Here is a 25,021-nt window from a genome sequence, read left to right on the forward strand (position 1 = left end):
AATGAAAGAGGCCCCCGATGGTTGACACCGACCACATCGTCCTGGAGAAAGACGGCGAGATCGCGCGTGTCTGGCTCAACCGCCCGCACAAGAAGAACGCGGTCACCGTGGAGCTGCTGCACCGGCTCGACGAGATCATCGTCGAGGTCGACAACGACCCCGAGCTGAAGGTCCTCGTACTGCGCGGCCGGGCCAACACCTTCTGCTCGGGCTTCGACCTGGACGAACTGCGAGAGAACTACGTCGGCAAGACCAACGCGATGGATGTCGCCGTGCTCTCGGCGAAGGTCTGCGACCGCCTGTACTCCATGAACACTCCGTCGGTGGCGGTGCTGGAGGGATACGTCACCGCGGGCGGCTTCGAGTTGATGATCTCCTGCGATTTCGCGGTCGCCGCCGACGACGCCAAGATCGGCGACTTCCACATCCGCCGCGCGCTCTTCGGTGGCGCGGGCCCGATCTACCGCCTGCCGCGCATGATCGGTATCCGCAAGACCAAGGAACTGATGCTCACCGGCAAACTGCTTTCGGGCAAGGAAGCCGAAGCCTTCGATCTGATCAACGCCTCCGCCCCGGCGGCCGAACTCGACGCCCTGGTCGCCGATTTCATCGCGCCGATCATCGACAAGAGCCCGTTCGCCATGAAGCTCACCAAGATGACCATCGACCGCGGCCTGGACGCCGATATCCAATCGCTGATGGTGATGGAACACCTGGCGGTCGGCAACGCCCTGCAGTCCGAGGACGCGCGCGAGGGTGTCAACGCCTTCCTGGAGAAGCGCGAACCCAAGTGGGTCGGTCGCTGAACCAGCGATCGGCAGACCGACCATCGGAAGGAACGACATGGGTGAGCAGGTGAAACCCGTACTGGAAGGCAGTAGGTGCCGGGTGTGCGGCACGGTCGGCTACCCGGCGAGCACGAGCTGCGCGCGCTGCGCCCGGCCGACCGCCGACCCACTGCCCCTCAGTGACGAGGGGGTGGTCTGGGCCTACACCGTTCAGCGGTACCCGCCGAAATCGCCACCGTATGTCGTTCCCGCCGAGGGCTTCACACCGTACGCGGTCGGCTATGTCGAACTTCCCGAGGGGATCAAGATCGAGGCGATTCTCGACTGCCACGATTTCGCCGCCCTGGACCGGGCGCCGGTGCGGCTGGTCGCGGTCACACCGGTCCCCCGGTTCGCCACCACTACCACCCAGCAGAGCGAGGACCGGTGACAGATCAGGTTTCGATCATCGGGAGCGGGCTGTCGCGCTTCGGCCGCCGGCCCGGGGTCAGTGGCCGGCAGATGGCGGTTGAGGCGATCACCGCCGCGGTGGCCGACGCCGGACTGGCCTGGCCCGATATCCAGGTCGCGTTCGGCGGCAGCGACGGGTCGGGACTGGCCGACACCCTGGTCGCCGAGCTCGGCTTTACCGGTATCCCGTTCACCAATGTCAAGAACGGCTGCGCGACGGGCGGCAGCGCCCTGTTCTCCGCGGTCAACGCGGTGCGATCCGGTGCCGCCGAGATCGCGCTCGCGGTCGGCTTCGACAAACATCCACGCGGGGCGTTCGACCCCGACCCCGCCGACTGGGGTCTACCCGAGGGGTACGGCACGGCCGGACTCATGGTGACCACCCAGTTCTTCGGCGCCAAGATCGGCCGCTATATGCGCGAGCACAATATCTCCGCGGCGACCCTGGCGAAGGTCGCCGAGAAGGCCTACCGCAACGGCAGCCGCAATCCCAATGCCTGGCGGCGGGAGCCGATCTCGGCAGCGCAGATCGCCGCGGCGGATATGGTGAACGATCCGCTCACCAAGTTCATGTTCTGCTCCCCCGGTGAAGGGGGCGCGGCCGTGGTCGTCGCGAGCCAGGCCGCTGTGCGCCGGCTCGGCGGGCGCCCGGTGCGCTTGCGGGCGATCAGCCATCGCACCCGGCGCTTCGGATCCTTCGAGGTGTTCAGCCCGGCGGTCCAGGGCACCGGGGAACCGGCCAGCGTCAGTACCGATGCCGCCACGGCGGCTTTCGAGCAGGCCGGGATCGGGCCCGGCGATATCGATATCGCCCAGCTCCAGGACACCGAGAGCGGCGCGGAGATCATGCATATGGCCGAATGCGGGTTCTGCGAGCACGGCGCCCAGGAGGAGCTGATCGCCGCGGGCGCCACCGAGATCGACGGCCGGCTGCCGATCAACACCGACGGCGGCTGTATCGCCAACGGCGAACCCATCGGCGCCTCGGGACTGCGGCAGGTCCACGAGATCGTCACCCAACTGCGGGGCGAGGCGGGCGAACGCCAGGTGCCGGGCGGCCCGCGCCTCGGTTTCACACACGTCTACGGCGCTCCTGGAATCAGCGCCTGCACGGTCCTTTCGGTCTGAGGGCGAGGGAAACACAATGAGTACACAGACACTTCCGGATCTCGCCGAGTTCGCCGAATCGGCCCGGGACTGGTTGCGCGGCGTCGCTGCGCCCCGCACCGAAGCCACCTGGGGTCACGGTGACGATTCGGTCGCCGTATTCGAGAACTGGACCGCCGCGGAGGAGCGGCGGCACACCGACGCGATCCGCGAGTACGAGCGCACCAAATTCGATGCGGGCTGGGGGGCGCTGAACTGGGCCCCGGAATACGGTGGGCGCGGGCTGCCGATGTCCTATGTACTCGCGTTCCGGCGTGCCGAAGCGGAGTTCGAGATACCGCGGCGGACCGAGATGTTCTCGGTGACCCAGCAATTGGTGGCGCCGACCATCGAGCAGTGGGGTACGCCGGAACAGCGGGACCGCTATGTCCGGGCCATGCTGCGCACCGATCTCATCGCCTGCCAGCTCTTCTCCGAAACCGAGGCCGGCTCCGATCTGGCCGCGGTACGGACCCGGGCCACCCACAACGCCGACGGCACCTGGACCCTCGACGGCCACAAGGTCTGGACCTCGGGCGCCCGCGTCGCCGACCTGGGCGTGGCGGTGTGCCGGACCGATCCGGCGGCAGCCAAGCACGCGGGACTCACCGTATTCCTGGTGCCCATGGACGCCGCGGGTGTCACGGTCCGCCCGATCCGGCAGATGACCGGCGGCAGCTCATTCAACGAGGTCTACCTCGACGGCGTGGTGCTCGACGACGGGTTGCGACTCGGTCCGGCCGGCCAGGGCTGGCCGGTCGCGCTGACCGTGCTCGCCGCCGAACGCCTCGACGGCGCGACCCTGGGCCTGGCCAATGCCGATCAGGCGGTGGCCCTCGCCCGCAACCTGGGGCGTGCGCTGTCCGACCTGGAACGCGACCGGGTCGCCGACCTGGTGACGCGCAGCTATGTGCAGCGGGTGGCGGGTATGCGGGTCGCCGCGGCGGTGGTCGCGGGGCGGGATCCGGGACCGGAGGCCTCGACGGGCAAGCTGCTGGCCACCGACACCATGGCGCGCACATCGGAGGTGGCGCGGCTGCTGCTCGGCCGCGACCTGGTCGCCGATTCGGGACGCTGGGGAACCTACGCCTGGACCGAGCACGTCCTGGGCGCACCCGGCTACCGGATCGCCGGCGGCACCGACGAGATCCAGCACAACATCATCGCCGAGCGGGTGCTCGGCCTGCCCAAGGAGCCACGCCCATGACGCTGGAACACCGGGTCCGTGACCGGCTGGCCGCCGAGCTCGGGGACGAACTCACCGCCTTCGAACGCCTGCCGGGTGGCCATTCGGGACTCACCTACCGGGCGGTGACGACCGGCGGAGCCTATGTGGTGAAAGCCGTCCCCGAGGGCCGCGAACCCATCGGCCGCCACGATATGTTGCGCCAGGCCCGGATCATGCGCGCGCTGGCGCCGACCGAGGCCCCGGTACCACGCATCGTCGTCACCGACGAGAGCGAACCGGCCTGGTTCGCCATGGAATTCGTCGCCGGCGAATCGCTGGAACCGGTACTCGACGATCCGCCCGTGGCGCCGGATCTCGCCGCGGCCCGGATGCGCCGTGCGGCCGAGGTGCTGCCCCGGCTGCACGCGGTCGCTCTCGACGCGGTGCCCGGTATCGAACCCGCGCTGACCCCCGCCGACGAACTGGTCCGCTGGGCCCGCACGCTCGGTGCGGTACCCCCGGAACTGGTCACCGGCGGTGACCGTCTGCTCGAACTACTCGGCCGCCGCGTGCCGGAACCCTTGGCACCCACCCTCGTACACGGTGACTACCGGCTCGGCAACATCATCGCCGCGGGCACCGAACCCGTCGCGCTGATCGACTGGGAGATCTGGAGCGCCGGTGACCCCCGGGTCGAGCTCGGCTGGTTCCTGGTCTTCGCCGACGGCACCAATTTCCCCGGTGTGGGCCGCACGATGCCCGGGCTGCCGAGCGCCGCCGAACTGGTGGAGCTGTACCGCGCGGGCGGGACCGACCTACCGGAGCTGCCCTGGTTCGACGCGCTCGGCCGGCTCAAGATGGCCGCCATCATGGGCCACAACCTGCGGCGGCACCGCGAAGGCCGGCACCACGACCCGGACCAGGAAAAGCTGCCCGCCACCATCGACCGCCTCATCGAGACCGGAACCGCGCTGCTCGCCGGTTGAGGTCTCCTCCCCCAGTTCAGGAGCCGCACCGTGGATTTCTCCTACTCCGCCCGCACGACGGACCTGCTCGACAAGCTCGGCCGATTCATGGACGACCACGTCTATCCGGCCGAGCGGATCTACGACGAGCAGATCGCCGCGGCGGACAACCCGCACGAACAACCGCAGATCATGCGGGAATTGCAGACCCGGGCCCGGGAACTGGGTCTGTGGAACCTTTTCATGACCCACGACGGTTTGGGCGCCGGGCTCACCAATCTGGAATACGCCCCGCTCGCCGAAATGGTCGGCCGGTCCATCATCGGTAACGAGGCGATCAACTGTTCGGCACCCGATACCGGGAATATGGAAATCCTGGCCATGTTCGGGACCGACGAGCAGAAGGACCGGTGGTTGCGGCCGCTGCTGGATTGTGAGATCCGGTCGGCGTTCGCGATGACCGAACCCGATGTCGCCAGTTCCGACGCCACCAATATCACGTCGACCATCCGCCGGGACGGAAACGATTACGTCATCAACGGCCGCAAATGGTATACCTCCGGAATTCTCGACCCGGATTGCAAACTCGTCATCTTCATGGGCAAATCCGATCCGGAGGCGCCGCCCTATCGCCGGCAGAGCATGATCCTGGTGCCCGCCGACGCGCCCGGTGTCGAAGTACTCCGTGATCTGCCGATGTTCGGTTTCCATGACCGGCTCGGCCACGGCGAGGTGCAGTTCACCGATGTCCGGGTGCCCGCGGCGAATATGCTCGGCGCCGAGGGCGACGGGTTCGCCATCGCGCAGGGCCGGCTGGGCCCGGGCCGGATGCACTACGCGATGCGGGCCATCGGAATGGCCGAACGCGCCCTGGACCTGATGTGCCGCCGCGCGCTGGCGCGCACCGCGTTCGGGGGCCCGCTGGCCGACCGGGGTGTGGTGCGGGAGTGGATCGCGCGTAGCCGGATCGAGATCGACCAGATCCGCCTGCTGGTCCTGAAGTCGTCCTGGCTGATGGACACCAAGGGCAATGCGGCGGCGCGCTCGGAGGTCGCCGCGATCAAGGTGGCTGCCATGGAAGTGGCACACGCGGTGGTCGACCGGGCAGTCCAGATCTTCGGCGCAGCCGGGGTCAGCAACGACACCGTGCTGGCCCGGATGCACGCGATCACCCGGGCACTGCAGATCGCCGACGGCCCCAATGAAGTACATCTGCGCACCATCGCGCGTCTGGAAGTGAAGAAACACCGATGAGCACAACGGATCTGACCGGAAAGGTCGCGCTGGTGACCGGCGCGAGCCGCGGACTCGGGCTGGCGATCGCCCGCGGACTACGCGACGCCGGCGCCACGGTGATCGTCTCCAGCCGTAAACTCGCGGCCTGCGAGGCGGCGGTCGCCGCGCTCGGCGCGGGACCCGGCAGCGCGCACCCACTGGAACTGCATGTGGGCAGGTGGGACAGCATAGAGCCGGCCGTCGACCGGATCGTCGCCGAATTCGGCAGTCTCGACATCGTGGTCAACAATGCCGGAATCGCTCCGCTGGCCGAGAATCTGACGGCGGTGACCGAGGGCCTGTGGGACAAGACCCTCGAGGTGAACTTGAAGGGCCCGTTCCGGCTGATGGCTGTCGCGGGGGCCCGGATGGCCGCCGCCGGCGGCGGCTCGATCATCAATATCTCCAGTATCGGCGCGGTCCGGCCCAGCCCACCCGAGGCGATGTACGCCGCGGCGAAGAACGGCCTCAACGCGCTCACCATGGCGTTCGCGCAGGAATACGCGCCGTCGGTGCGGGTGAACTGTGTGATGCCGGGCGGGTTCGCGACGGATATGGCCGAACACTGGGACGACGAGTTCGTCGGCAAGATCGTCGACCGGCTCCCCGCGGGCCGGCTGGGACGGCCGGAGGAGATCGCCGGATTGGTCGTTCATCTGGCGAGCGATGCCGCCGGGTACACGACCGGGGCCCTCATCCCGGTCGACGGCGGCCGGACGGCGGTGTACTGAGATGAGTACGCAGCCGGGCGATCCGGATATCGCCACGCCGACGAGCCTGTTCGATCTGAGCGGACGGGTCGCCGTGGTCACCGGTGCCTCGTCGGGTCTCGGGCTGGGCTTCGCCCGCGTGCTGGCCGGCGCGGGCGCCACCGTCTACGCGGCCGCCCGCCGGGTGGACCGGCTGACCGAGCTGGCGCGGACCGATTCCCGGATCGTGCCGGTGCCCTGTGACGTGACCCGGGGCGCGGACCGTACCGCCCTGGTGGACCGCTGCTACGCGGAGTCCGGGCACCTGGACGTCCTGGTCAACAATGCGGGCCGGCCGGGGCCGCCGCAGGCGGAGCAGGAGACCGATGCGGGGTTCCACGCGATCCTGGAGTTGAACCTGCTCGCCGGTTTCCACCTCGCCACCTACGCGGCGAACCGGCTGCCCGAGGGCGACCACGCGTCCTACATCAATATCTCCTCGGTGATCGGCCTGGTTTCCACCGCACCGATCGGCGGCGCCAGCTACGCCGCCTCCAAGGCCGGAACCCTGGGACTCACCCGGGAACTCGCCGGCCAGTGGGGCCGGCGCGGGATCCGGGTGAATGCCGTGGTGCCGGGATGGTTCGACACCGAGATGACCGACGGACTGTTCAGCAACGAGAAATCGGCGGGCTGGGTCCGGCGCAACACCATGCTCGGCCGGGGCGGCCGGACCGGAGAGGTGGACGGCGCGGTGCTGTTCCTGGCCTCGGACGCGTCGTCCTATATGACCGGGCAGACCCTGGTGGTCGACGGCGGCTGGACGGCACGCTGATGCTGGCCGTGCAGCTCACCACCTGGGGTGCCGAACCCGAACTCCGCGAGATCCCCACGCCGCGGCCCGGCGGGGAGGAACTGCTGGTGCGGGTCGAGGCGGCCGGGCTGTGCCGCTCGGACCTGCACATCATGGATGCCGCCGCCGGCGCGTTCGGCTATCCGCTCCCGCTCACTCTCGGACACGAGGTCGCGGGCACCGTGCTCGAGGCGGGCCCCGCGGCCGACCACCGCTGGATCGGGGAAACCGTGGTGGTCCATGGAATCTGGAGTTGCGGCGAGTGCCGCAACTGCGCACGCGGGCGGGAGAACTACTGCCTGCGGCTGCGCCCGGACCGGGACGGCCGGGGAAAAGCGATCGGTAACGGCCTCGGCCACCCGGGCGGGCTCGCCGAGGCGATGATCGTGCCCTCGTCCCGATTCCTGGTTCCCGCGCGCGGTGTGGACCCGGCGGCCTGCGCGCCTCTGGCCGATGCGGGCCTGACCGCGTACCACGCGGTACGGCAACACCGCGACCTTATCGATGCCGGCAGCGTATGTCTCGTGGTGGGGGTCGGCGGGCTGGGTCATCTCGCGGTCCAGATCCTGCGCGAATTCGGCGCCGGACGGATCATCGCGATCGACAACCGGGCGGACGCACTCGAGGTGGCCCGCCGGCTGGGCGTGGACGCGACCTTTCCCGATATCCCGTCCGCGACCACCGGCTTGGGCGACGGCGCGGACCTGATCCTGGACTTCGCGGGCGCCCCGGACACCGTGGGCGCGGCCGGGCCGGCGCTCGCACCGGGCGGGCGCCTGGTGGTGGTGGGCAGCGCGGGCGGGCGGATCGAGGTCGGCAAGGACGTCGGCCTGGCCGCGGGCTGGACCGTGACGGCGCCGTTCTGGGGGCCGCGGTCGGACCTGGCGACAGTGGTCGATCTCGCACGCCGGGGTGCCCTGCATGTCACTGCGGAGACCTTCCCGCTCACCGAGGCGGTCGCGGTCTACCGCAGGCTGCGGTCGGGCGGGATCACCGGGCGCGCCGTCCTGATCCCACCGGCGTGACGAGCGCATTCCGCCCCGCGCGAGCGCGGCGACGAGTAAACAGAGAGCACAGCGGCACGAGGAACAGGCGATGAGAGTACTGGCGAAGGAGATGCTCGAACGGGCACGGCGGACACCGGCGGATATCGCGGTGATCGACGAACTCGGACAGCACAGTCTGGGTGAGATCATGACGACGGCGAACACCCTGGCCGAGCGGATAGCGGCCCTCGACGATCGCGCCCCCACGGCACTGATCCAGGCCGACAACACCTGGCGCACCCTGGCCGCGGCGCTCGCGGTCGGGCTGCGCGGCGGAGTGGTCGCCGTGTTCAGTCCGCACGCCACCGAATCGGAGTTCCGGCTCGCGATGGAGGACATCGGTCCCGATCTGGTGATCGGCGACTCCGCGGCGCTGCGCCACTGGGACGTGCCCGAGGAGATCTACTCGCGCCGCGATACCGCCTTCGACGAGCATCTGCTGCTGGCCCGCGCCACGCCGTTCGAATCGGTCCGGCGCTGGCACGGCGGCAGCGCGATCGCGATGACCTCCGGTTCCACCGGCCGGCCCAAATGCGTGGTCCAGTCCGAGGACGCCATCCGCTACGCGTGTCGCAGCACGATCGACGCGGTCGGACTGCGCGCCGGGGAGACCGTGGGCGCGTTCGTCCCCTTGTCGTCGGTTGCCGCGTTCTGCTTCGGTATGTACCTGCCGGCGTTCCTCGGCGCCACCATGGTCACCATCGGCCGCTGGTCGCCGGGCGCCGCGCTCGCGGCGATGGCCGGGCACCGGGTGGCGTGGACCATGCTGGTGCCGACCATGGCCCTGCAGCTCTCGGTGGTCGAGGGCAGTACCGGGCAGCTGTCGGCCATGCGCGCCATGACGGTCGGCGGCGGGCCGATGAACCAGCGGGCGCTGGCCGAGGCCGAGGAGAAGCTCGGCACCACCTTCCTGCGAGTGTTCGGTATGTCGGAATGTCTCGGCCACACCACACCGCGGCTCGGCGATCCGCCGGAGATCCGGCTGGGGCGGGACGGTCGCCCGTTTCCGGGCACCGTGGTCCGCGCGGTCGACGAGAACGGTGCGGCACTGCCCGCCGGGGAGATCGGCGACGCCCAGGTGAAAGGCCCGTCCCTTTTCATCGGATACGCCCGCGGGGGCGCTCCGGTGGCGCCGGCGCTCACCGACGACGGATTCCTGCCCACCGGTGATCTGGTGGAGGTGGCCGGAGACGGTTCCATCCGGGTGATGGGCCGGCAGAAACAGATCATCATCCGCGGCGGGCGCAATATCGATATCAACGAGATGGAGGCGGCGATCGCGGCGCTACCGGGCGTGGTGCAGGTCTGCGTCGTCCCGGTTCCCGACGATCTCCTCGGCGAACGCGCGGCGGCACTGGTCGTCACCGATACCGCCGAGCTGACCCTGCCGGTGGTGACCGCGCAGCTCGCTGCCGCGGATTTCCCAAAATTCAAATGGCCCGAATACCTGTTCACCGTCGCCGACCTCCCGCAGAATCGGGTCGGGAAATTATCCCGGCCGGACGCGGTCCGGCTCGCCGCGCAACTCGCCGCAGCCGACTCGAGTTCATATCGGGTGGGGTAGAGTTGAAGCATCCACATCGTCGAATCCTGGGGGCACTTCACTCATGACCGTTGATACCGGAGCTCGGCGGGAGAGCCCGCGGTCCAAGCGCGGCAGCATCCTGACCGCGGCGATCGAGCAATTCGGACGAATCGGTTACGAGCATACGAAATGGGCCTCCATCGCCGACGAAGTCGGAATCGGCCAGACGGCGCTGTACCACTATTTCGAATCGAAAGCGCACTGCCTGCTGACCATCATGCGGCTGGAATTGGCCGATTCCGCGGATCGTTTCGTCGCGGCCATCGAGGGCGAGGAAAACCCGGAAAAGGCATTGCGCGCGGCCGTGGCCGCGGCTTTGCGCGCCGAGCCCATCGACGCGCTGCAGCGACGCATCCTGCAGAACCATATGGACCTACTCGCCGCCCCCCGGCAGTCCGAGAAAGAGGAAGCCGAACGGCTGCGCTCACGCGAACTGGTCCAGGAGATCGAACAGAACTGGACCGATCTCATCGCCCGCGGTGTCGAGACCAGCGATTTCGCCGGTGACGATCCGCGGGTACTGGGCCGGCTCGTACTCGCCGTGGTGATCAGCGTCTGGCGCTGGTACCGCCCGGACGGTGCGCTCACCCTCGCCGAGATCACCGAAACGGTCACCGAGACGGCGGTGCGGATGGTGCGCGCGTAATCATCCTCAGCAGGGGGCGCGCGCTGTCGCACACCCTGCGAAACCGAACAGAATTCAGTTAGGATCTCTCCATGTACAACCTCATCGTTCTGGCGGCGCGCCCCAGCGAGTGGACCCACGACCAGTTCATCGAATGGTGGCGCGGCGAACACGCCGAGGTCACCTACCCCCTGCCCGGCCTGCTGCGCTGGCAGCACACCGAACTGCTGGACAGCTTCGACGAGCGGTCCGCCGGATGGGACGGGCTGTCCATCCTGAGCTTCGAATCCCGGGAGGCGCTCGACGCCGCGCTGGCCGGCCCGGAATGGAAGGCGGCCGTCCGCCATGTCGGCGCCATGCGCGGTCGCCGCATGATCTGGTACGGCGAGGAGCAGACCATGGTGCCCCTGGCCGGCAGCGGCGAATGAGCGCCCACTGGGCCGAGCCCGGCTGCTATCCGGTGGCCGAAGGGATTCACCGCATACCGCTGCAACTGCCCCAGGACGGATTGCGCGCGGTCAATGTCTACGCCGTCGAGACCGACGACGGGCTCGTCCTGATCGACGGCGGCTGGCACCGCCCGCACACCTATGACGAACTGTCCGCCGGACTCGCGCGGATCGGCCGCTCCCCCGGCGAGATCCACGATGTCCTGGTCACCCATATCCATCGCGACCACTACACCTTCGCGGTGGAACTACGCCGCCGGCACGGCTGCCGGGTCCATCTGGGCGCCGGCGAGTCGATGGGACTCGACGCGGTGCGCGCGCTGGGCAGCAATGTCCCGGAGAGCTCCCTGCGCGAACTCCGGCGGGCCGGTGCGTCCGGTATCGCCGCGCGCGCGTATCTGGCCGGCGCCGACGAGCCCTTCGATCTCGCGGACTGGGAAGCACCGGACCACTGGCTGCGGCCCGGCCCGGTATCCCTCGGCGGTTACGAGCTCGAGATCCTCGAGACTCCCGGACACACCAAGGGCCACACCGTCTTCCACGATCGGCGGCACCGGCTGGTCTTCACCGGCGATCATCTGCTCCCCACCATCACCCCGTCCATCGGATTCGAACTCGGCACCTGGGAACTCCCCCTGGACAAGTTCCTGCACTCGCTGACCCTGCTGCGTGACGACGACGACCGGACCATGCTGCCCGCACACGGACCCCACGGTGGCAGCGCAGGCGCACGGGCCCGCGCGCTAGTCGCCCATCACGAGCGAAGATTCGACCAGATACGCACCGCCGTAACAGATCTTGCGCCGTGCACCGGTTACGAAGTCGCCCGGGCCCTGGCCTGGACCCGCCGGGAACGCTCCTTCGCGACCCTGGATACGTTCAACCAGATGGTCGCGACCTGCGAAACAATGGCCCACCTGGATGTCCTCGTGGCACAGGATGTTCTCGCCGCCGACGATATCGAAGGTGTGGATATCTTCCGACTTCCGAACTGAACGGTGATGCCACCCGGCCCGACAACCGAACCACGACTTACAGCGGCGTTCACTCCGAGGCACGCAGTGCTCGGGTGACCAACCGGAATTGGGCGGGACCGCCGGGATTGATAAGGATGTCGACATCGGGCGGGACGATATCCATGAGGGCGCCTCCCCATATTTTCCGCCAGTGCGCAGGGCCGACTCGCTGCTTGTGCACTTCAGCGGTAACGACCGGAACACAGGTCACATTCCCGCCCGGGGCATCGGCGGCCCGAACTCCCGACGTCGCCACCGCACTGAAGTACGACCTGCGCCGTCGTACCGGCGCAACGCCCCGATCCTGCCGGCCCGCTCCACGACAGTCGAAGATTTGACCTCAACTATCGTTCAGCTTCTAGCGTGGCGTCCATGATCGACTCACGACCTTCCACGACCATTCTGGTGACCGGCGCCACCGGCAACATCGGCCGCGAACTGCTGCGCCAACTCGCCGATCGGGGTGACCTCCACATCCGTGCCGCGACCCGCGATCCGTCCGGCGCCACGCTGCCCGGCGCAGTCGAGGCGGTTCGCGCCGACCTGCGTCGGCCGGACTCGCTGCGGTCCGCGCTCGCGGGAGTCACTGCTCTGTTCCTGGTGTCGCAGGTGGGCGACGATGCCGGTATCCTGGCCGCGGCTCGCCGTGCCGGTGTGGAGCATGTCGTGCTGGTGTCCTCGATCACCGTGCAGAGCCATCCTCATCTGGGGCCGGCCCGGGACAATGCCGCGGTGGAACAGCTGCTCGAGACCAGCGGCATGGACTGGACGATCTTGCGTCCCACTCAGTTCGCGTCCAACGCCCTGCGGTGGGCGGATTCGATTCGCGAATCCCGCAGTGTAGAACTATTTTTCGCCGATGTCGGGCTGCCCACCGTCGATCCCGCCGATATCGCCGCGGTGGCCCGGGTGGCGCTGACCAAGCCCGGGCATCGAGGGCGTCGGTACGCGCTGACCGGACCCGCCCGGATCAGCCCGCGCCGGCAGATCGACGCGATCGCATCGGCGCTCGGGGAGCGGCTCTCGATCACCGAGATCGACCGGGCCCGTGCGCGGGAACAGATGGTCCCGCAGCTGGGTCCCCGGACGGCGGACGCGCTGCTCGATGTGACGGGCGGCGATCTCAACGAGGAACTGCTGACGGTCCGCGACACCGTCACCGAGGTGACCGGTTCCGGCGCCCGGACGTTCGACGACTGGGTCGCCCGCAATGTGTCCGCGTTCCGCTGAGGCGAGCATTCCGGCAACCGGGCAAGCCGATCAGGTCCCGATCAATCGAAAGACGCTGTGCAAAAACAGCTCTCGGCAGTAAACGGACGACCCGGGCCACTCCACCCCCATCCGTTGAGGTGGCCGGGTCGCGGGATCAGGCGCAGGTCCAGCCGCCGTCCACGTAGAGTTCGGTGCCCGTCACGAAAGTGGAATCGTCACCGGCCAGGAACGCGACCGCGGCGGCGACTTCCGTGGCGTGGCCGAGCCGCCCCATCGGAGTATGGGCCAGCATCGCCCGGTGGCGCTCGGTGCCCTCGTACCGCGCGCGCAACTGTTCGGTCTCGATGAAACCCGGGTGGATCGAATTCACCCGAACCCCTTTCGTGGCCCAGTGCAGCGCGGCGTTCTTGGTCATCGTGCGGACCGCACCCTTGGCCGCGGCATAGGCGAGACTGTTGCCCAGACCGCCGACCGTGCCCAGGATGGAGCAGAGGTTGACGATCGACCCGCCTCCGCTGTCCTCGATCAGGGCGCCCCCGTGTTTCATACCCAGCCAGGTCCCGGTCTGGCTCACTTCGATCACCCGGTTGTAGCGCTCGAGGTCTTCGTCGACCACGGAGGCGAGGCTGCCGATGGCGCCATTGTTGACCAGCGCGTCCAGCCGTCCGTATTGCCGGCGCACCGCGTCGACGCTCTCCCGCCACTCGTCCTCGCGGGCGATATCGAGCGGCCGGGTGAGGTGCCGGTCCGGCTCGTCCAGGCCGGCGACGAGTTCGGCGCAGGCGGACTCGCCGAGATCGGTCACCACCAGCACGGCGCCTTCCGCGGCGAGACGGCGCACGATCTCCACGCCGATCCCGCCCGTCGATCCGGTCACCAGGACGACCTTGTCCCGAAGCCTCGCGGCACCCGTTGTCATCGCGACCCTTTCTGTTCCGGTGACGGCAGAGAGCTCCCGCGTCACAGTTTGTTCAGGACGTTCCGGCCGCCCACCAGCATCGCGACCGCGACGCCGCCGGTGGTGACCGCGGTCATCAGCAGGGCCATGGCGGCGACCAGCGGATAGGACCCGTTCTGCCACAGATCGAACAGCAGGGTGCCCATCACCTGGGTGGTCGAGGCCCGCACCAGCAGCGACGCCGCGAATTCGTGGGTCAGCAGGATGAACATCAGCGCGACGGCGCTGAGGATGGTGGGTCGCATCAGCGGCAGCATGATGCGCAGGTTCGTCGCCAGCGGTGACGCGCCGCTGGTCGCCGACGCCTCACTGTAGGTGTTGCCGAGCGAGAGCATGGCCGTCATCTGCATTCTGGTCGCGTACGGCAGCATCAGGACGATGTAGACCAGGATGATGACGGTTTTGGTGCCGTACAGGATCAGCGGCGGTTCGGTGTAGGTGAGCAGGAATCCGACACCGAAGATGACCGCCGGAATTCCCAGTGGCAGCGCGGTGACGAGATCGGCCAGCAGGGCGAGCACCTTGAACTGCCGTCCCCGCACCAGCAGGGTCGCCATCAGATAGCCCAGTGGTACGCAGATGACCACGGCGGCCAGCGAGGTCGACACGCTGGTGAGCACCGATTCCACGATGGCGTTGTCGGCAGCCAGCGTGCGGAAGTTGTCCAGTGTCAGCAGATCCCACGACAGCGATCCCGACCAGTAGGGCGTCAACGACACGATGACCAGACCGATCAGCGGGATGACCAGCGCGAACAGCGCGTAGACGATGATGGTGAGGGTGGCCCACAGCGACCGCCCACCAGCCGGCGCAAAGGCCTTTCCGCCGTGGGTGACGAACCGGGACTGATTGCCCAGCAGGCCCTTCTGGATCAGCACCAGCACCAGACCGAAGATCACCAGCGGGGAACCGGCCGCCGCGGCGGCGGCGAAATCCGAGGGTGATTCCGACACCCGCCGGTACATCTCGGTGGTCAGCACCTGCACGCCGTAGTTCTGGCCGAGCAGCAGGGGGCCGGTGAACTGTCCCAGCCCGAGCAGCAGGGCGATACCGCCGCCGTAGATCAGCGAGGGGCGCAGCAGCGGTAGCACCACCCGGAAGAACACGCCGACGGTCGACGATCCGCTGATCTGCGCGGCTTCGAGATGTTCAGCGCTGATGTTCTGCATTCCGGCGCTGACGAACAGGTACACGAACGAGGTCAGGCCGAAACCGGTCAGGATGATGATCCACGGCACCGTGTAGACATCGATCGGCCCGGAATCCGAACCGCTCCACCACGGTAGCTTCCGCAGCAGCACATTGAGATACCCCGGGCCCGGGGACAGCAGAAACGCCCAGCCGACGATATTGGCCACCGCCGGCATCACGATCGGCAGGATCGGAATGATCCGCAGGAAGCCGAGCCGGTCGGGCAGCCGACTCGCGGCGAAGGCCAGCAGGGTGCCGAGCACCATCGCGATCACCAGCGATCCCAGCGCCAGTGCGATGGTGGTCTGGATGGTCTCGCCGATATCGAAGCGGGTGTACTGCGCGCGATAACCGCGGGCGCCGTCCTCGAAGGCCAGCGATTGCAGCCGAATCATCGGCAGCACCACCAGATACCCGAGGACGGCCAGCAGTGCCAGGTAGCCGAGGCGTGACCGCCACTGTGCCGGGACGGCGAACGAGCGGCCCGCGGCTGTCGACAGAGTGGCCATCAGGAGTTCCCTCCCGCCGTGGCGGCCACCGGTTCGGGGGCCTCGGCCGGAGTTTCGCCCGAGGTCGGGAAGACCCGCAGACTCGCGGGCGAGAAGCTGACCACCAGCGGTGCTCCCGGCCGGCTCCCGCGCAGCGCCGAACTGTGCTGGGCCGCGGGCGCGCGCAGAATCAACTGTTCGCCGCCGGTTTCGACGGTGACATCGAAGTAGCGGCCGCCGTACTCATAGGTCACGAGTTCGGCATGCAGCGCCACACTGCCCAGCGGTACCTCGTCGGTCGTGGCATGCAGCAGGACATCGTCGGGGCGCAACCGGGCCACCGCGGCGCTGTTCTCGTCGGCACGCGCACGAACCACCGCGTGGGTGAGATCTATCGGATCTCCCGCCGCGGTGCTCCACCCGTCGTGGCCGCGGCGCAGCGACAACCGGTTGCTCATCCCGATGAACGCGGCGACATAGTCCGAGATCGGGTTCTCGAATACTCGCTCCGGCGTGTCGTACTGCTCGATCCGGCCCGATTTCATGATGGCCAGACGGTCGCCGAGCGCGAATGCCTCGGACTGATCATGGGTGACGAATACCGCGGTGAAACCGAGCTGCTGATGCAGCCGGTGGATCTGGGTGCGTACCTGGTCGCGCAGGCGGGCGTCCAGATTGCTCAATGGTTCGTCGAAGAGCACCAGATCGGGCCGCGCCACCAGGCCGCGGGCCACCGCGACCCGCTGCTGCTGGCCGCCGCTGAGCTGTGAGGGGTAGCGGTCGAGCAGTTGCGCGCAGTCGACCATGTCGGCGGCGGCCTCCACCGCGCCTTCCGCGACGGCGTCCTTCATCTTGCGCACCTTCAGCGGATAGCCGATGTTCTTGCGCACCGTCATATGCGGCCACAGCGCATACGACTGGAAGACCATGCCGATATTGCGTTTGTGCGCGGGCACGTTCACCCGGGCCGCGGCGTCGAACACGGTGTGGTCCTTGAACGTGATGGAACCGCCCTGCGGGTTCTCCAGGCCCGCCAGACACCGCAGGGTCGTGGTCTTCCCGCATCCGCTGGGCCCCAGCAGGACCAGGAATTCACCATCTTCGATGGTGAGGTCCAGCTGGTCGACGACGGTATTCGCGCCGTAGGTCTTGGTGAGGCCGGAAACGGTGAATTGCGACGTCATCTCATGCCTTCTGAGTCGAGAGTTTGGGGGTGCGGACACCGGCGGCGGTCCCGCCGTCGACCAGGAGGTCGATACCGGTGACATAGCTGCTGTCGGCGGTCGCCAGGAAGGCGATCACCGCCGCCACCTCCGCCGGGGAGCCGCGGCGCTGCATCGGAATACTGCGGACATATGTCTCCATATCGTCGGCGGCGAAACCGGGCGCCGAGGTGATCTCGGTGGTGATACTGCCGGGACAGACCGAATTGACCCGGATCCCCTGCTCGGCCAATTCCAGCGCCGCGACCTTGGTCAGTGCGCGGACCCCGGATTTCGCCGCCCCGTAGGCGCCGAGTTCGGCGGTTGCCAGGACACCGCGCAACGACGAGATGGTCACGATGGCACCCCCGCCGGTCATGGCCGCCGCGGCGGTCCGCAATCCGAGGAACGTTCCGACCAGATGCTGGTCGATCATCCGGCGGAACTGCGCGAGCGTCGTCTGCGCCAAGGGCGCCTTCAGTGCGGTCCCGGCACTGTTCACCAGTACGTTCATCGGATGCCCGGCCTGCTCCATCGCGGTCGCCACGGCGTACCAGTCGCCCTCGTCGGTGACGTCCAGATGGTGGTAGTGGGCCCGGGGGCCGAGCGCCAGCGCACGTTTCCGGCCCGCGATATCGTCCACATCGGTGAGGTGGACGGTCGCGCCCCTGGCGGCGAAGAGTTCGGCGGTCGCCCCGCCGATTCCCCCGGAGGCCCCGGTCACCAGCACGTGGGTGTGCTGCAGGGGCTCGGCCCTGTTGTCCATAGCGGTCCTTGTCGGTCGGTGTGAATCGGAGCCCGATCAGCCCTGGAAACGGCGCGCCCATTCCTGCGAGTACTCGGTGACCTTGCCCGGGGTGAGGTCGGCGGTATCCGGGGCGGCGATCTCCTGCGCCTGCACGACCGCGCCCGGGATATCCGGCAGCGCCGCGGCGTATCCGTCGTTGAGGGCGGTCTGGCCCTCGCGGGTCGTCATGTAGTCGACCAGGACCTGCGCCGCGTTCGGATGCGGCGCGACACTCAGCGCGTGGGTGTACCACGGTGTGCCCCAGGGCTGCGACGGCAGCGCCCAGTCGACCGGAGCACCGGCCGCCACCTCGGTGACCAGCGGCTGTACCGACGGGGTCGCCACGATCTCACCGGAGGTGAGCGCCTGGGCGATACCGAGCGCGCTCGGATAGATGCGCGGTTTCAACTCCGCGATCCGGTCCCAGTAGTCCTCGCCGTAAGTTCGCGCGTAGAAGCGGTAGAGATCGACGTAGGACGCGATACCGGTGGGGTTGACGATGCCGATCTTGCCCCGGTACTTCGGATCGAGCAGGTCCTGCGGGGATCGCAGACCGCCCGGTACCGCGGCGGTGTTCCAGCCGAGCGCGAAGACGGCCGCGCTACTCAGCGCGAACCGGTTCTCCAGCACACTGGTTTCCGGCCGGTACTCCGGCGCCTGCAGATGGGGACCGACCAGGTCGGCCGAATAGCTGCCCGATTGGGCCGCATTGGCGACCCAGGTCGCGTCGGTGAGCATATGGACGTCCGCCGTGCCGCGCCCGGTGCGGTTCTCCGTTTCCACTCGCGGGTTGATATCGGCGTCGGTCCCGCGCGCGAACTCGAGGTCTATGCGCGGGTACTTCGTTTCGAACGCCTTCTCCAGCCGTTCCAGGTTGGCGGGTTTCTGGCTCGAGTAGAGCAGAACGCTGCCCTCTTTTTCGGCGGCCGCCTCGACGTCGGACCAGGCGCCCGATACGGGCCCGGTGGCGCCCGGGCTCGAGCCGCACGCCGTGAGAACCGATATGACAGCGAGGGCCGTCGCGGCCGCCGTGACCTTGAACAACAACTTCATGGTGCGAATACCCACATCCCGCGAACTGAACTGATGTCAGTTTGAAACTATGCCATACCCATTGTGGTGTCAATCACTGTGTGGCAATAATATGAAGTGAATCCAGTTCAAGGAGGAACGGTGGGCTCCCCTCATATGTCGTCCCCGCTGCGGATCGGCTCCCTGACGCTGCGCAACCGTCTCGTGGCCACCGCGCACGGGTCCGGGGCGGTCAGCGCGGGTACGGCCCAGCCCGGCGACGAGGACTACTGGCGGCGCTGCGCGGCCGGCGGCGCGGCCATGGTGATCGCCGGCGGCACCGTGGTCGGCCCGGATTCGGGCAACCGCACCGGCAATATCACCGACGCCTCCGATCCCGCGGGGCTGCCCGGACTGCGCCGGCGCGCCCGGGCCATCACCGAGGAAGGCGCGGTGGCGGTCTGCCAACTGGTCCACCTGGGACGCGAAACGCTGGGCGCGGAAATCTGGGAGCATCCGGTGGCGCCCTCGCCCGTTCGCTCCCCCCGCGAACCGGTGCGGGCGCGCGTACTGTCCGACGACGATATCGACGCGCTCGTCGAAGCCTTCGTGCTCAGTTCCCGGCACGCCGCGAAGGCGGGATTCGCCGCGGTGGAACTACACGCCGCGCACGGATACCTGCTGGCCCAGTTCCTGGCCGCGGCCTCGAACACCCGACCGGACGCGGGCACCCTCACCGGACGGGCCGCGATCCTGCACCGGCTGCACACCGCGATCACCGCGTCGTGCCCGGAACTCGCACTCGGCGTGCGCGTCTCGATCGACGGCGCCGAAGAGGCCGGGCTGGACACCGACGGCCTCTGCGAACTACTGCCGCGGCTGGGCATGTTCGACTACATCAATGTGACGGTGGGCGTCCGTACCACCTACGTCCGCGATATGGCGACCGCCGGACCTCCACTGCTCCCGGAACTGCACCGGTTACGGGCGGCCACCGACCGGCCGCTGCTGGTCTCCCAGGCGTTCCGGTCCCGGGCGGATATCGAGGCGGCACTCGCCGCGGGCGCCGACCTGGTAGGCATGGCGCGGCCCTTCGTCGCCGACCCCGATATCGCGCGGAAGCTGCTGCGCGGGGAAGACAGCCGGATCCGGCCGTGCGTCTCCTGCAACGAGGACTGCCGATCGTTCACCCCGGTCCTGCTCTGCTCGGTCAACCCGGATCTGGCGCCGCCCGGGCAGCCGGCCCGCCCGGCTCGGCCGTTGCGGTTCGGTCCGGCACCGGGCCGGGGGCCGCGGGTGGCGATCGTCGGCGCCGGGCCCGCGGGATTGGAAGCCGCCTTCCGGCTGGCCCCGACCCACACCGTCACCGTCTTCGAAGCGACCCGCTGGATCGGTGGCCAGTTGCGCACCGCGGCGCAGGCGCCGAACCGGACCGGCTGGTCGGCGCTGCTGCGCTACTACCAGGAAAATCTCGGCGGCACCGCGCTGGAACTGGGCTACCGCGCGCGACCGGCGGATCTCACCGGATACGACGAGGTGATCGTGGCGACCGGCGCCACCGAAACCGCGACCCCCGGCACCGCGACGACCACCGCGGCCCTGATCGACCCCTGGCAGATATGGCCCGGTGACCGGGTGGTGGTCGTCGACGACGGTTTCGGCTACTGGCCGGCCCTCGGCGTGGTGGAGGCCGCCCTCGCGGGCGGCGCAAGCCAGGTCACGGTACTCGTGCCCGGACCGGCCGTCGCCGCGAGCATCCCGGCGGAGAGCCGGGTCCAGCTGCGGCGGCGCTTGGCGGGCCGCCCGGTGGAGTTCGTCGTCGAGGCCGCGGTGGCGGAGGTGACGCGGCATGAGTCGCAGACCGTGGTGAGCTACCGGAATCTCCTCTCCGGCCGCACGACCGAACTGATCTGCGACCGGGTGGTCGTGGCGGGCGAACGACAGGCCACCGACTGGCAGTCGTTCTCACAGGAACCGGCGCACACCCGAGTCCAGATCATCGGCGACGCGGTGGTGCCCCGGCGGGTCTCCCATGCGATCGCCGAGGGCCGTGCCGCCGCGGCTGCCGTGCTCGGCAGCGACCGCCGCTCCCGCGTCCGGGCCGGGTGATCGCCGCCGGAGCCGACCCACCTACTTCCGGAGATCGAACCCGCTCCGGTCCCCCGAGACCACCTGTCCCACGGTATCGATATCCCTTGGAGAAGACCATGACGGCAGCACAGTTCGGCGACACGGTGGCCCTGGTGACCGGAGCGGGTTCGGGTATCGGCGGCGGTGCGATCGTCACCGTGGGATCGTCGGCGGCCTTCGACACCGGCCCCGGATCCACGGCGGGCGCCCACCCGCGTAACGAGCGACAAGGAAACACGTATGCGGACAATCGACACAGATGTACTGGTGATCGGCGCGGGAATGGCCGGCCTCACCGCCGCCGCCCGATCCCTCGACCGGGGACGCTCGGTCGTGGTGGTGGAGAAGGCCGATAAGGTCGGCGGGTCGGCACGGTATGCCGGCTACGCCTGGACCGCGCCCACCCGCGCGGTGATGGACGAGGTGAACCCGGACGGCGATCCGGCACTGCGCCACGCGCTGGTCGACGGGTTCCCCGCGGCTCTCGCGTGGATCCGCGCGCTCGGGGTGCAATGCGGTGATCCGGTCCCCGTGCTCCGGTACGGGGTCGGGCATCAATTCGACACCAACCAGTACATCGACGAATGCCGGCGCCGGGTCACCGCCGCCGCGCGATTGTTCACCGGCACCGAGACCGTTCGGCTGCTGACCGAACGCAATGCTGTGACCGGCGCCCGGGTCCGCCGCCCGGATGGGACCGAACTCGAGATCCGCTGCACCGCAGTCGTACTCGCCACCGGCGGGTTCCAGGCCGATGCCGGACTGGTCGCCGAGAACATCCATCCGCAGGCGCCGGCCATGCAGTTGCGCTCCAATCCGGCGAGCGCCGGAGACGGACTGCGACTGGCCACCGGGGTCGGTGCCGCCACCGGTACACCGAACTCCGGGTTCTACGGGCACCTGGTGCCGACGCAGGTTCCGTTCCGCGACCCCGCCGATTTCGTGGCACTGTCGCTGTACTACAGCGAACACGCCCTGCTGTTCAACCTGGACAATCGGCGTTTCACCGACGAAACCCTGGGCGACCACTTGACCGCCATGCGGCTGCTCGAGCAGCCGGAGGCCCGGGGGCTGCTCGTCGCCGACGAACGGGTCTACCGCGACCGGGTGCTCGGCAGCTATGTCGAAGGCGCGGTGGCGGTCGACAAATTCGATCTCACCCGGCGCCGCGAGGGGCGTTGCGGAATCGCCGAAACCCTGGACGATTTCGCCTACCTGCCGGCGGAATGGGGTTACGACGGGGACGCCATCGCCGAACAGATCCGTGCGGTGAACGCCGCCGGGGACGTGGTGGCCCCCGCCCGCACCTACGACGCGCAGCCGCTGGACCGAGGCCCCTACTACCTCATCGAAACCTGTCCGGCGCTGACCTTCCCGTTCCACGGGATCCGCATCGACGCCGCCGCCCGGGTGCTCTCCACCACGGGCGACCCGATCGACGGTCTGTACGCGGCGGGGTCCGATACCGGCGGTCTCTACGACAACGCGTACGCGGGCGGTATCGCGCCGGCACTCGTCTTCGGCCGCGCCGCGGCCGATACTGCGGCAGACCGGCCGGTAGCGGTCTGAGCGCAGTCCCGATCGCTTTCGGGACGCAACTTTCGGAGTAGGGGCGGAGGGCACCGGCCACCCGCAGTCGCCGGGCGCCCCGCTCCGCGCCCGCGGCGCAGGCCCCGCGGGCTCACCACGGCAGCCGAGCGGCCGGTCGGGTGCGACGCGGCACCGAGGGCTCGGCCGTGGCCGGTGGCCCTACACCCGTCGCGTAGGAGACCGCTTGCACAGCAGCAGCCATTCCACATCGGCGGTGTCGTAGACCCGGCGCCCGCCCGCCGTACGCGGAATCGGCCGCCGGAAAAGCCTCTGTGGACGCTGTCGGTCGAACTCACCGGGGTGGACGGGTTCGCCGGCTCCCCGGCTCGGTACCGATGAGACCGGGCGCGGGTGCCTGTCGCGTACGCCCCCGGCCGGTACTGTGCCGGCTATGACCGAGACAAGTGGACTGCCGGATACCGCCGAACCGTTGAATGCGCGGTCGGAGGTCGAAAGGGTCCACTCGCTGCTGGCCACCTGGCTCGGCACACCCGCGTCTCCCCAGGTGCTGGACGGATTCGCCGCCGCTCAGCACGACGAATTCTCGATGGTGACGGTCGCGGGCGCGGTGGTGCGGAAAACCGAACTGCTCGCGGGACTGCACCGGGCCCGCAACAGTCGGCCGGGTCTGGTCATCGAGGTGTCGGATGTCGAGACAGTCCGCGGCTCGGCCGATCTCACCGTGGTGCGCTTCGTGGAAGAGCATCGCGACGGCGACACCAGCGAGTATCGGCGGACGACCGCGGTACTGCGCGCCGACCCGGACGAGAACCGGTACCGCTGGCTGACCGTTCACGAAACGGCGCTCGGGCCGGACGAGGTCCAGCGCTCCCTCAGCTGACCGGGTGCCCTGCCCGGGTGCGTCCCGCTGCGCGGCCGGCAGCCGGACGGCCGCACACTCACACGGAAAAGTAGGCGTCGACCCCGGCGGCGGCGAGGGCGATAACCGTGGCGGCGGCGACCGCCAGGTGGGTGCGGCGATAGTGGGTGGTCAGGACGGCCGCGAACTCGCGCAGGAAAGCGGCGGGGATGAAGTAGCGCGCGGTGCGGGCGCCGACGACCTGGGCCCGGATACCGAGCCGACGGGTCAGCGCCGCGGCGCGCAGCACATGGAAGTTGCTGGTGACGACTGTGACCCGGGCGTCGGCGGTGTCGAGCCCGTACCGGTGGAGCAGGTCCACGGTGTTGCGCAAATTCTCCTCGGTATTGCGCGAGCGACGTTCCCGGAGGATCGATGTCTCGGCGACTCCGGCGGCGACGAGGTAGGCGGCCATCGCATCGGCCTCACTGAGGGCCTCGTCGCTGCCCTTTCCTCCGGAGGTGACGAGAACCGGCGTACGCCCGGCCGCTGTTTCGGCGCGATAGACCTGGATCGCGCGATTCAGGCGGGCCGCGAGCAGCGGGGTGACCCGGTTCCGGTTCAGGCCGCAGCCGAGGACCACCACGGCGTCCGCGCCCGTCTCGTCCGGGAGTTTGCCGTAGAGCACGGCGTGCCCGGCGAAGGCGAGCAGATGCGCCAGCAGGTAGATGCCCACCAGGGTGGCCGTGGCGGCGATGAGCATCAGCCAGTGCGGTACGGCGGGTCCGCGCCGGAGGGTGAGCAACGCCGCGAGAGGCAGCACGACGAGACCGAGGCCCACGACCACCGGGGTCATGGTGATCGGCCGCACCCCTTCACGCCGGGCGACGGTGATGCCGTTTGTGAGCAGCCCGAGGCCCACCACGATCACACCGAGCGAGAACAGTGCGCCCAGGAGCACCGAAACCGATTCCGGGCCGGACGGGTCGGCCAGCCGCGCGACCGCGGCTCCCGCACCGGCGAGGACCAGCGCGACCGCCGCGAGCAGGAAGAATCCCGTGGACAACCGGCGCGGCTCCCGGCCGAGCCGGGTGGCGCCGAACACCCCGGCCGCCCAACCCGTCACGAGCAATACCGCAGGATCCACTCTCTCTCCTCCTCCACCGTTACGGTCGAAGCTGCCGCTACTCCCGCCGTATACCCGGAAAGTTGCCCGTCCTTCGCCTCAGCGCGGAGTAGGTAAGGCCCCGTGCGGGTGTGGGTCGTCCCGAAACACTCGACCGCTCGCGCACCCTCGTATGCTGCCCGCAGTACGAAGCCCGCCGTCACGTTCCCGGATCCCGCTCGGCGGAACGGATCCGGGTGCGTGCGGCGAGACGGAGGGATGTGGTCGATGCGGTGCTACAGCGCAATTGCGCGCCCGGTGTTGCCGGTGGTGGTGTCCGTGCTGATGGTGGCCGGTAGCGCCGGGTCGGCGGCCGCGGGCCCGGCGATCCCCGACCTCGGCCCGGCCGAACCTTGCTGATCCACGGCGATCTCGCCGCCACCGACAGCACCGGGCACCCCGGTCGATCGGGTCGCCGAGGTGGAGGGCCCGT

At 69.0% G+C, this 25,021-nt stretch carries 24 protein-coding genes; 17 read left to right on the forward strand and 7 right to left on the reverse strand.

The features are described 5' to 3' along the window. Positions 1 to 17 precede the first annotated feature (17 nt). The 14 genes from AB0H42_RS08475 (at position 18) to AB0H42_RS08540 (ending at position 13,285) form a co-directional block, all read left to right on the forward strand. Positions 18 to 806: an enoyl-CoA hydratase/isomerase family protein gene (locus tag AB0H42_RS08475; protein WP_030519541.1), complete on the forward strand. Its 789-nt coding sequence runs from the start codon at positions 18 to 20 to the stop codon at positions 804 to 806. 37 nt (positions 807 to 843) lie between these two features. Continuing rightward, on the forward strand, positions 844 to 1,218 hold the full coding sequence (locus tag AB0H42_RS08480; RefSeq protein ID WP_357051806.1) for an OB-fold domain-containing protein: 375 nt from the start codon (positions 844 to 846) through the stop codon (positions 1,216 to 1,218). Next, entirely contained in the window at positions 1,215 to 2,366 is a 1,152-nt protein-coding gene (locus tag AB0H42_RS08485) for a thiolase family protein (RefSeq protein ID WP_357051809.1), read from the forward strand. The genes AB0H42_RS08480 and AB0H42_RS08485 overlap by 4 nt, the downstream gene beginning before the upstream one ends. Positions 2,367 to 2,382: 16 nt before the next feature. Beyond that, a complete protein-coding gene (locus tag AB0H42_RS08490) occupies positions 2,383 to 3,591 on the forward strand; it encodes an acyl-CoA dehydrogenase family protein (protein WP_357051812.1) in 1,209 nt (402 codons plus the stop codon). Continuing rightward, positions 3,588 to 4,538, forward strand: a complete 951-nt coding sequence (locus tag AB0H42_RS08495) for a phosphotransferase family protein (RefSeq protein ID WP_357051815.1) — start codon at positions 3,588 to 3,590, stop codon at positions 4,536 to 4,538. Before AB0H42_RS08490 ends, AB0H42_RS08495 begins: the two co-directional genes overlap by 4 nt. Positions 4,539 to 4,568: 30 nt before the next feature. Beyond that, positions 4,569 to 5,771 (forward strand): acyl-CoA dehydrogenase family protein, encoded by a 1,203-nt coding sequence (locus tag AB0H42_RS08500; RefSeq protein WP_357051818.1) that lies wholly within the window; start codon positions 4,569 to 4,571, stop codon positions 5,769 to 5,771. Beyond that, positions 5,768 to 6,523 (forward strand): glucose 1-dehydrogenase, encoded by a 756-nt coding sequence (locus AB0H42_RS08505; RefSeq protein WP_357051821.1) that lies wholly within the window; start codon positions 5,768 to 5,770, stop codon positions 6,521 to 6,523. The genes AB0H42_RS08500 and AB0H42_RS08505 overlap by 4 nt, the downstream gene beginning before the upstream one ends. 1 nt (position 6,524) lies before the next feature. Beyond that, the gene (locus AB0H42_RS08510; protein WP_357051824.1) at positions 6,525 to 7,316 is read left to right on the forward strand and encodes an SDR family oxidoreductase; all 792 of its coding nucleotides are present in this window, start codon (positions 6,525 to 6,527) and stop codon (positions 7,314 to 7,316) included. Further along, positions 7,316 to 8,359 (forward strand): NAD(P)-dependent alcohol dehydrogenase, encoded by a 1,044-nt coding sequence (locus AB0H42_RS08515; RefSeq protein ID WP_357051826.1) that lies wholly within the window; start codon positions 7,316 to 7,318, stop codon positions 8,357 to 8,359. The genes AB0H42_RS08510 and AB0H42_RS08515 overlap by 1 nt, the downstream gene beginning before the upstream one ends. A gap of 70 nt (positions 8,360 to 8,429) precedes the next feature. Further along, the gene (locus tag AB0H42_RS08520) at positions 8,430 to 9,944 is read left to right on the forward strand and encodes a class I adenylate-forming enzyme family protein (RefSeq protein WP_357051829.1); all 1,515 of its coding nucleotides are present in this window, start codon (positions 8,430 to 8,432) and stop codon (positions 9,942 to 9,944) included. A gap of 43 nt (positions 9,945 to 9,987) precedes the next feature. Then, on the forward strand, positions 9,988 to 10,611 hold the full coding sequence (locus AB0H42_RS08525) for a TetR family transcriptional regulator (protein WP_357051832.1): 624 nt from the start codon (positions 9,988 to 9,990) through the stop codon (positions 10,609 to 10,611). Positions 10,612 to 10,682: 71 nt separating this feature from the next. Further along, entirely contained in the window at positions 10,683 to 11,018 is a 336-nt protein-coding gene (locus AB0H42_RS08530) for an EthD family reductase (RefSeq protein ID WP_357051835.1), read from the forward strand. Beyond that, the gene (locus AB0H42_RS08535; RefSeq protein ID WP_357051838.1) at positions 11,015 to 12,034 is read left to right on the forward strand and encodes an MBL fold metallo-hydrolase; all 1,020 of its coding nucleotides are present in this window, start codon (positions 11,015 to 11,017) and stop codon (positions 12,032 to 12,034) included. Before AB0H42_RS08530 ends, AB0H42_RS08535 begins: the two co-directional genes overlap by 4 nt. A gap of 393 nt (positions 12,035 to 12,427) precedes the next feature. Further along, on the forward strand, positions 12,428 to 13,285 hold the full coding sequence (locus tag AB0H42_RS08540; protein ID WP_357051841.1) for an NAD(P)H-binding protein: 858 nt from the start codon (positions 12,428 to 12,430) through the stop codon (positions 13,283 to 13,285). A 136-nt stretch (positions 13,286 to 13,421) separates the two neighbouring features. Here the strand turns inward: AB0H42_RS08540 and AB0H42_RS08545 are convergent, their stop codons facing one another. The 5 genes from AB0H42_RS08545 to AB0H42_RS08565 are packed head-to-tail and all read right to left on the reverse strand — an operon-like array spanning position 13,422 to position 18,946. Further along, positions 13,422 to 14,186, reverse strand: coding sequence for an SDR family oxidoreductase (locus tag AB0H42_RS08545; protein WP_357051844.1), 765 nt, complete (start codon positions 14,184 to 14,186; stop codon positions 13,422 to 13,424). 41 nt (positions 14,187 to 14,227) lie between these two features. Then, on the reverse strand, positions 14,228 to 15,925 hold the full coding sequence (locus tag AB0H42_RS08550; RefSeq protein ID WP_357051847.1) for an iron ABC transporter permease: 1,698 nt from the start codon (positions 15,923 to 15,925) through the stop codon (positions 14,228 to 14,230). After that, positions 15,925 to 17,088: an ABC transporter ATP-binding protein gene (locus AB0H42_RS08555; protein ID WP_357051850.1), complete on the reverse strand. Its 1,164-nt coding sequence runs from the start codon at positions 17,086 to 17,088 to the stop codon at positions 15,925 to 15,927. Before AB0H42_RS08555 ends, AB0H42_RS08550 begins: the two co-directional genes overlap by 1 nt. Before the next feature lies 1 nt (position 17,089). Next, the gene (locus AB0H42_RS08560; RefSeq protein WP_357051853.1) at positions 17,090 to 17,872 is read right to left on the reverse strand and encodes an SDR family oxidoreductase; all 783 of its coding nucleotides are present in this window, start codon (positions 17,870 to 17,872) and stop codon (positions 17,090 to 17,092) included. 36 nt (positions 17,873 to 17,908) lie between these two features. After that, a complete protein-coding gene (locus AB0H42_RS08565; RefSeq protein WP_357051855.1) occupies positions 17,909 to 18,946 on the reverse strand; it encodes a substrate-binding domain-containing protein in 1,038 nt (345 codons plus the stop codon). A 120-nt stretch (positions 18,947 to 19,066) separates the two neighbouring features. On the opposite strand from AB0H42_RS08565, the gene AB0H42_RS08570 reads away from it, so the two are divergent. From AB0H42_RS08570 to AB0H42_RS08580, 3 genes are all read left to right on the forward strand, one after another. Then, positions 19,067 to 21,013 carry an FAD-dependent oxidoreductase gene (locus tag AB0H42_RS08570; protein WP_357051859.1) on the forward strand — a complete coding sequence of 649 codons (1,947 nt, stop codon included), beginning with the start codon at positions 19,067 to 19,069 and terminating at the stop codon, positions 21,011 to 21,013. Between the two features lie 261 nt (positions 21,014 to 21,274). Beyond that, entirely contained in the window at positions 21,275 to 22,603 is a 1,329-nt protein-coding gene (locus AB0H42_RS08575) for an FAD-dependent oxidoreductase (RefSeq protein WP_357051862.1), read from the forward strand. A 412-nt stretch (positions 22,604 to 23,015) separates the two neighbouring features. Next, a complete protein-coding gene (locus tag AB0H42_RS08580) occupies positions 23,016 to 23,465 on the forward strand; it encodes a hypothetical protein (RefSeq protein ID WP_357051865.1) in 450 nt (149 codons plus the stop codon). 58 nt (positions 23,466 to 23,523) lie between these two features. On the opposite strand, the gene AB0H42_RS08585 is transcribed toward AB0H42_RS08580, so the two are convergent. After that, positions 23,524 to 24,570 (reverse strand): YdcF family protein, encoded by a 1,047-nt coding sequence (locus AB0H42_RS08585; protein WP_357051868.1) that lies wholly within the window; start codon positions 24,568 to 24,570, stop codon positions 23,524 to 23,526. A gap of 254 nt (positions 24,571 to 24,824) precedes the next feature. Continuing rightward, positions 24,825 to 24,986 (reverse strand): hypothetical protein, encoded by a 162-nt coding sequence (locus tag AB0H42_RS08590; RefSeq protein WP_357051871.1) that lies wholly within the window; start codon positions 24,984 to 24,986, stop codon positions 24,825 to 24,827. Positions 24,987 to 25,021 lie beyond the last annotated feature (35 nt).

Source organism: Nocardia sp. NPDC050799, from assembly GCF_040654015.1.
GTDB lineage: Bacteria > Actinomycetota > Actinomycetes > Mycobacteriales > Mycobacteriaceae > Nocardia.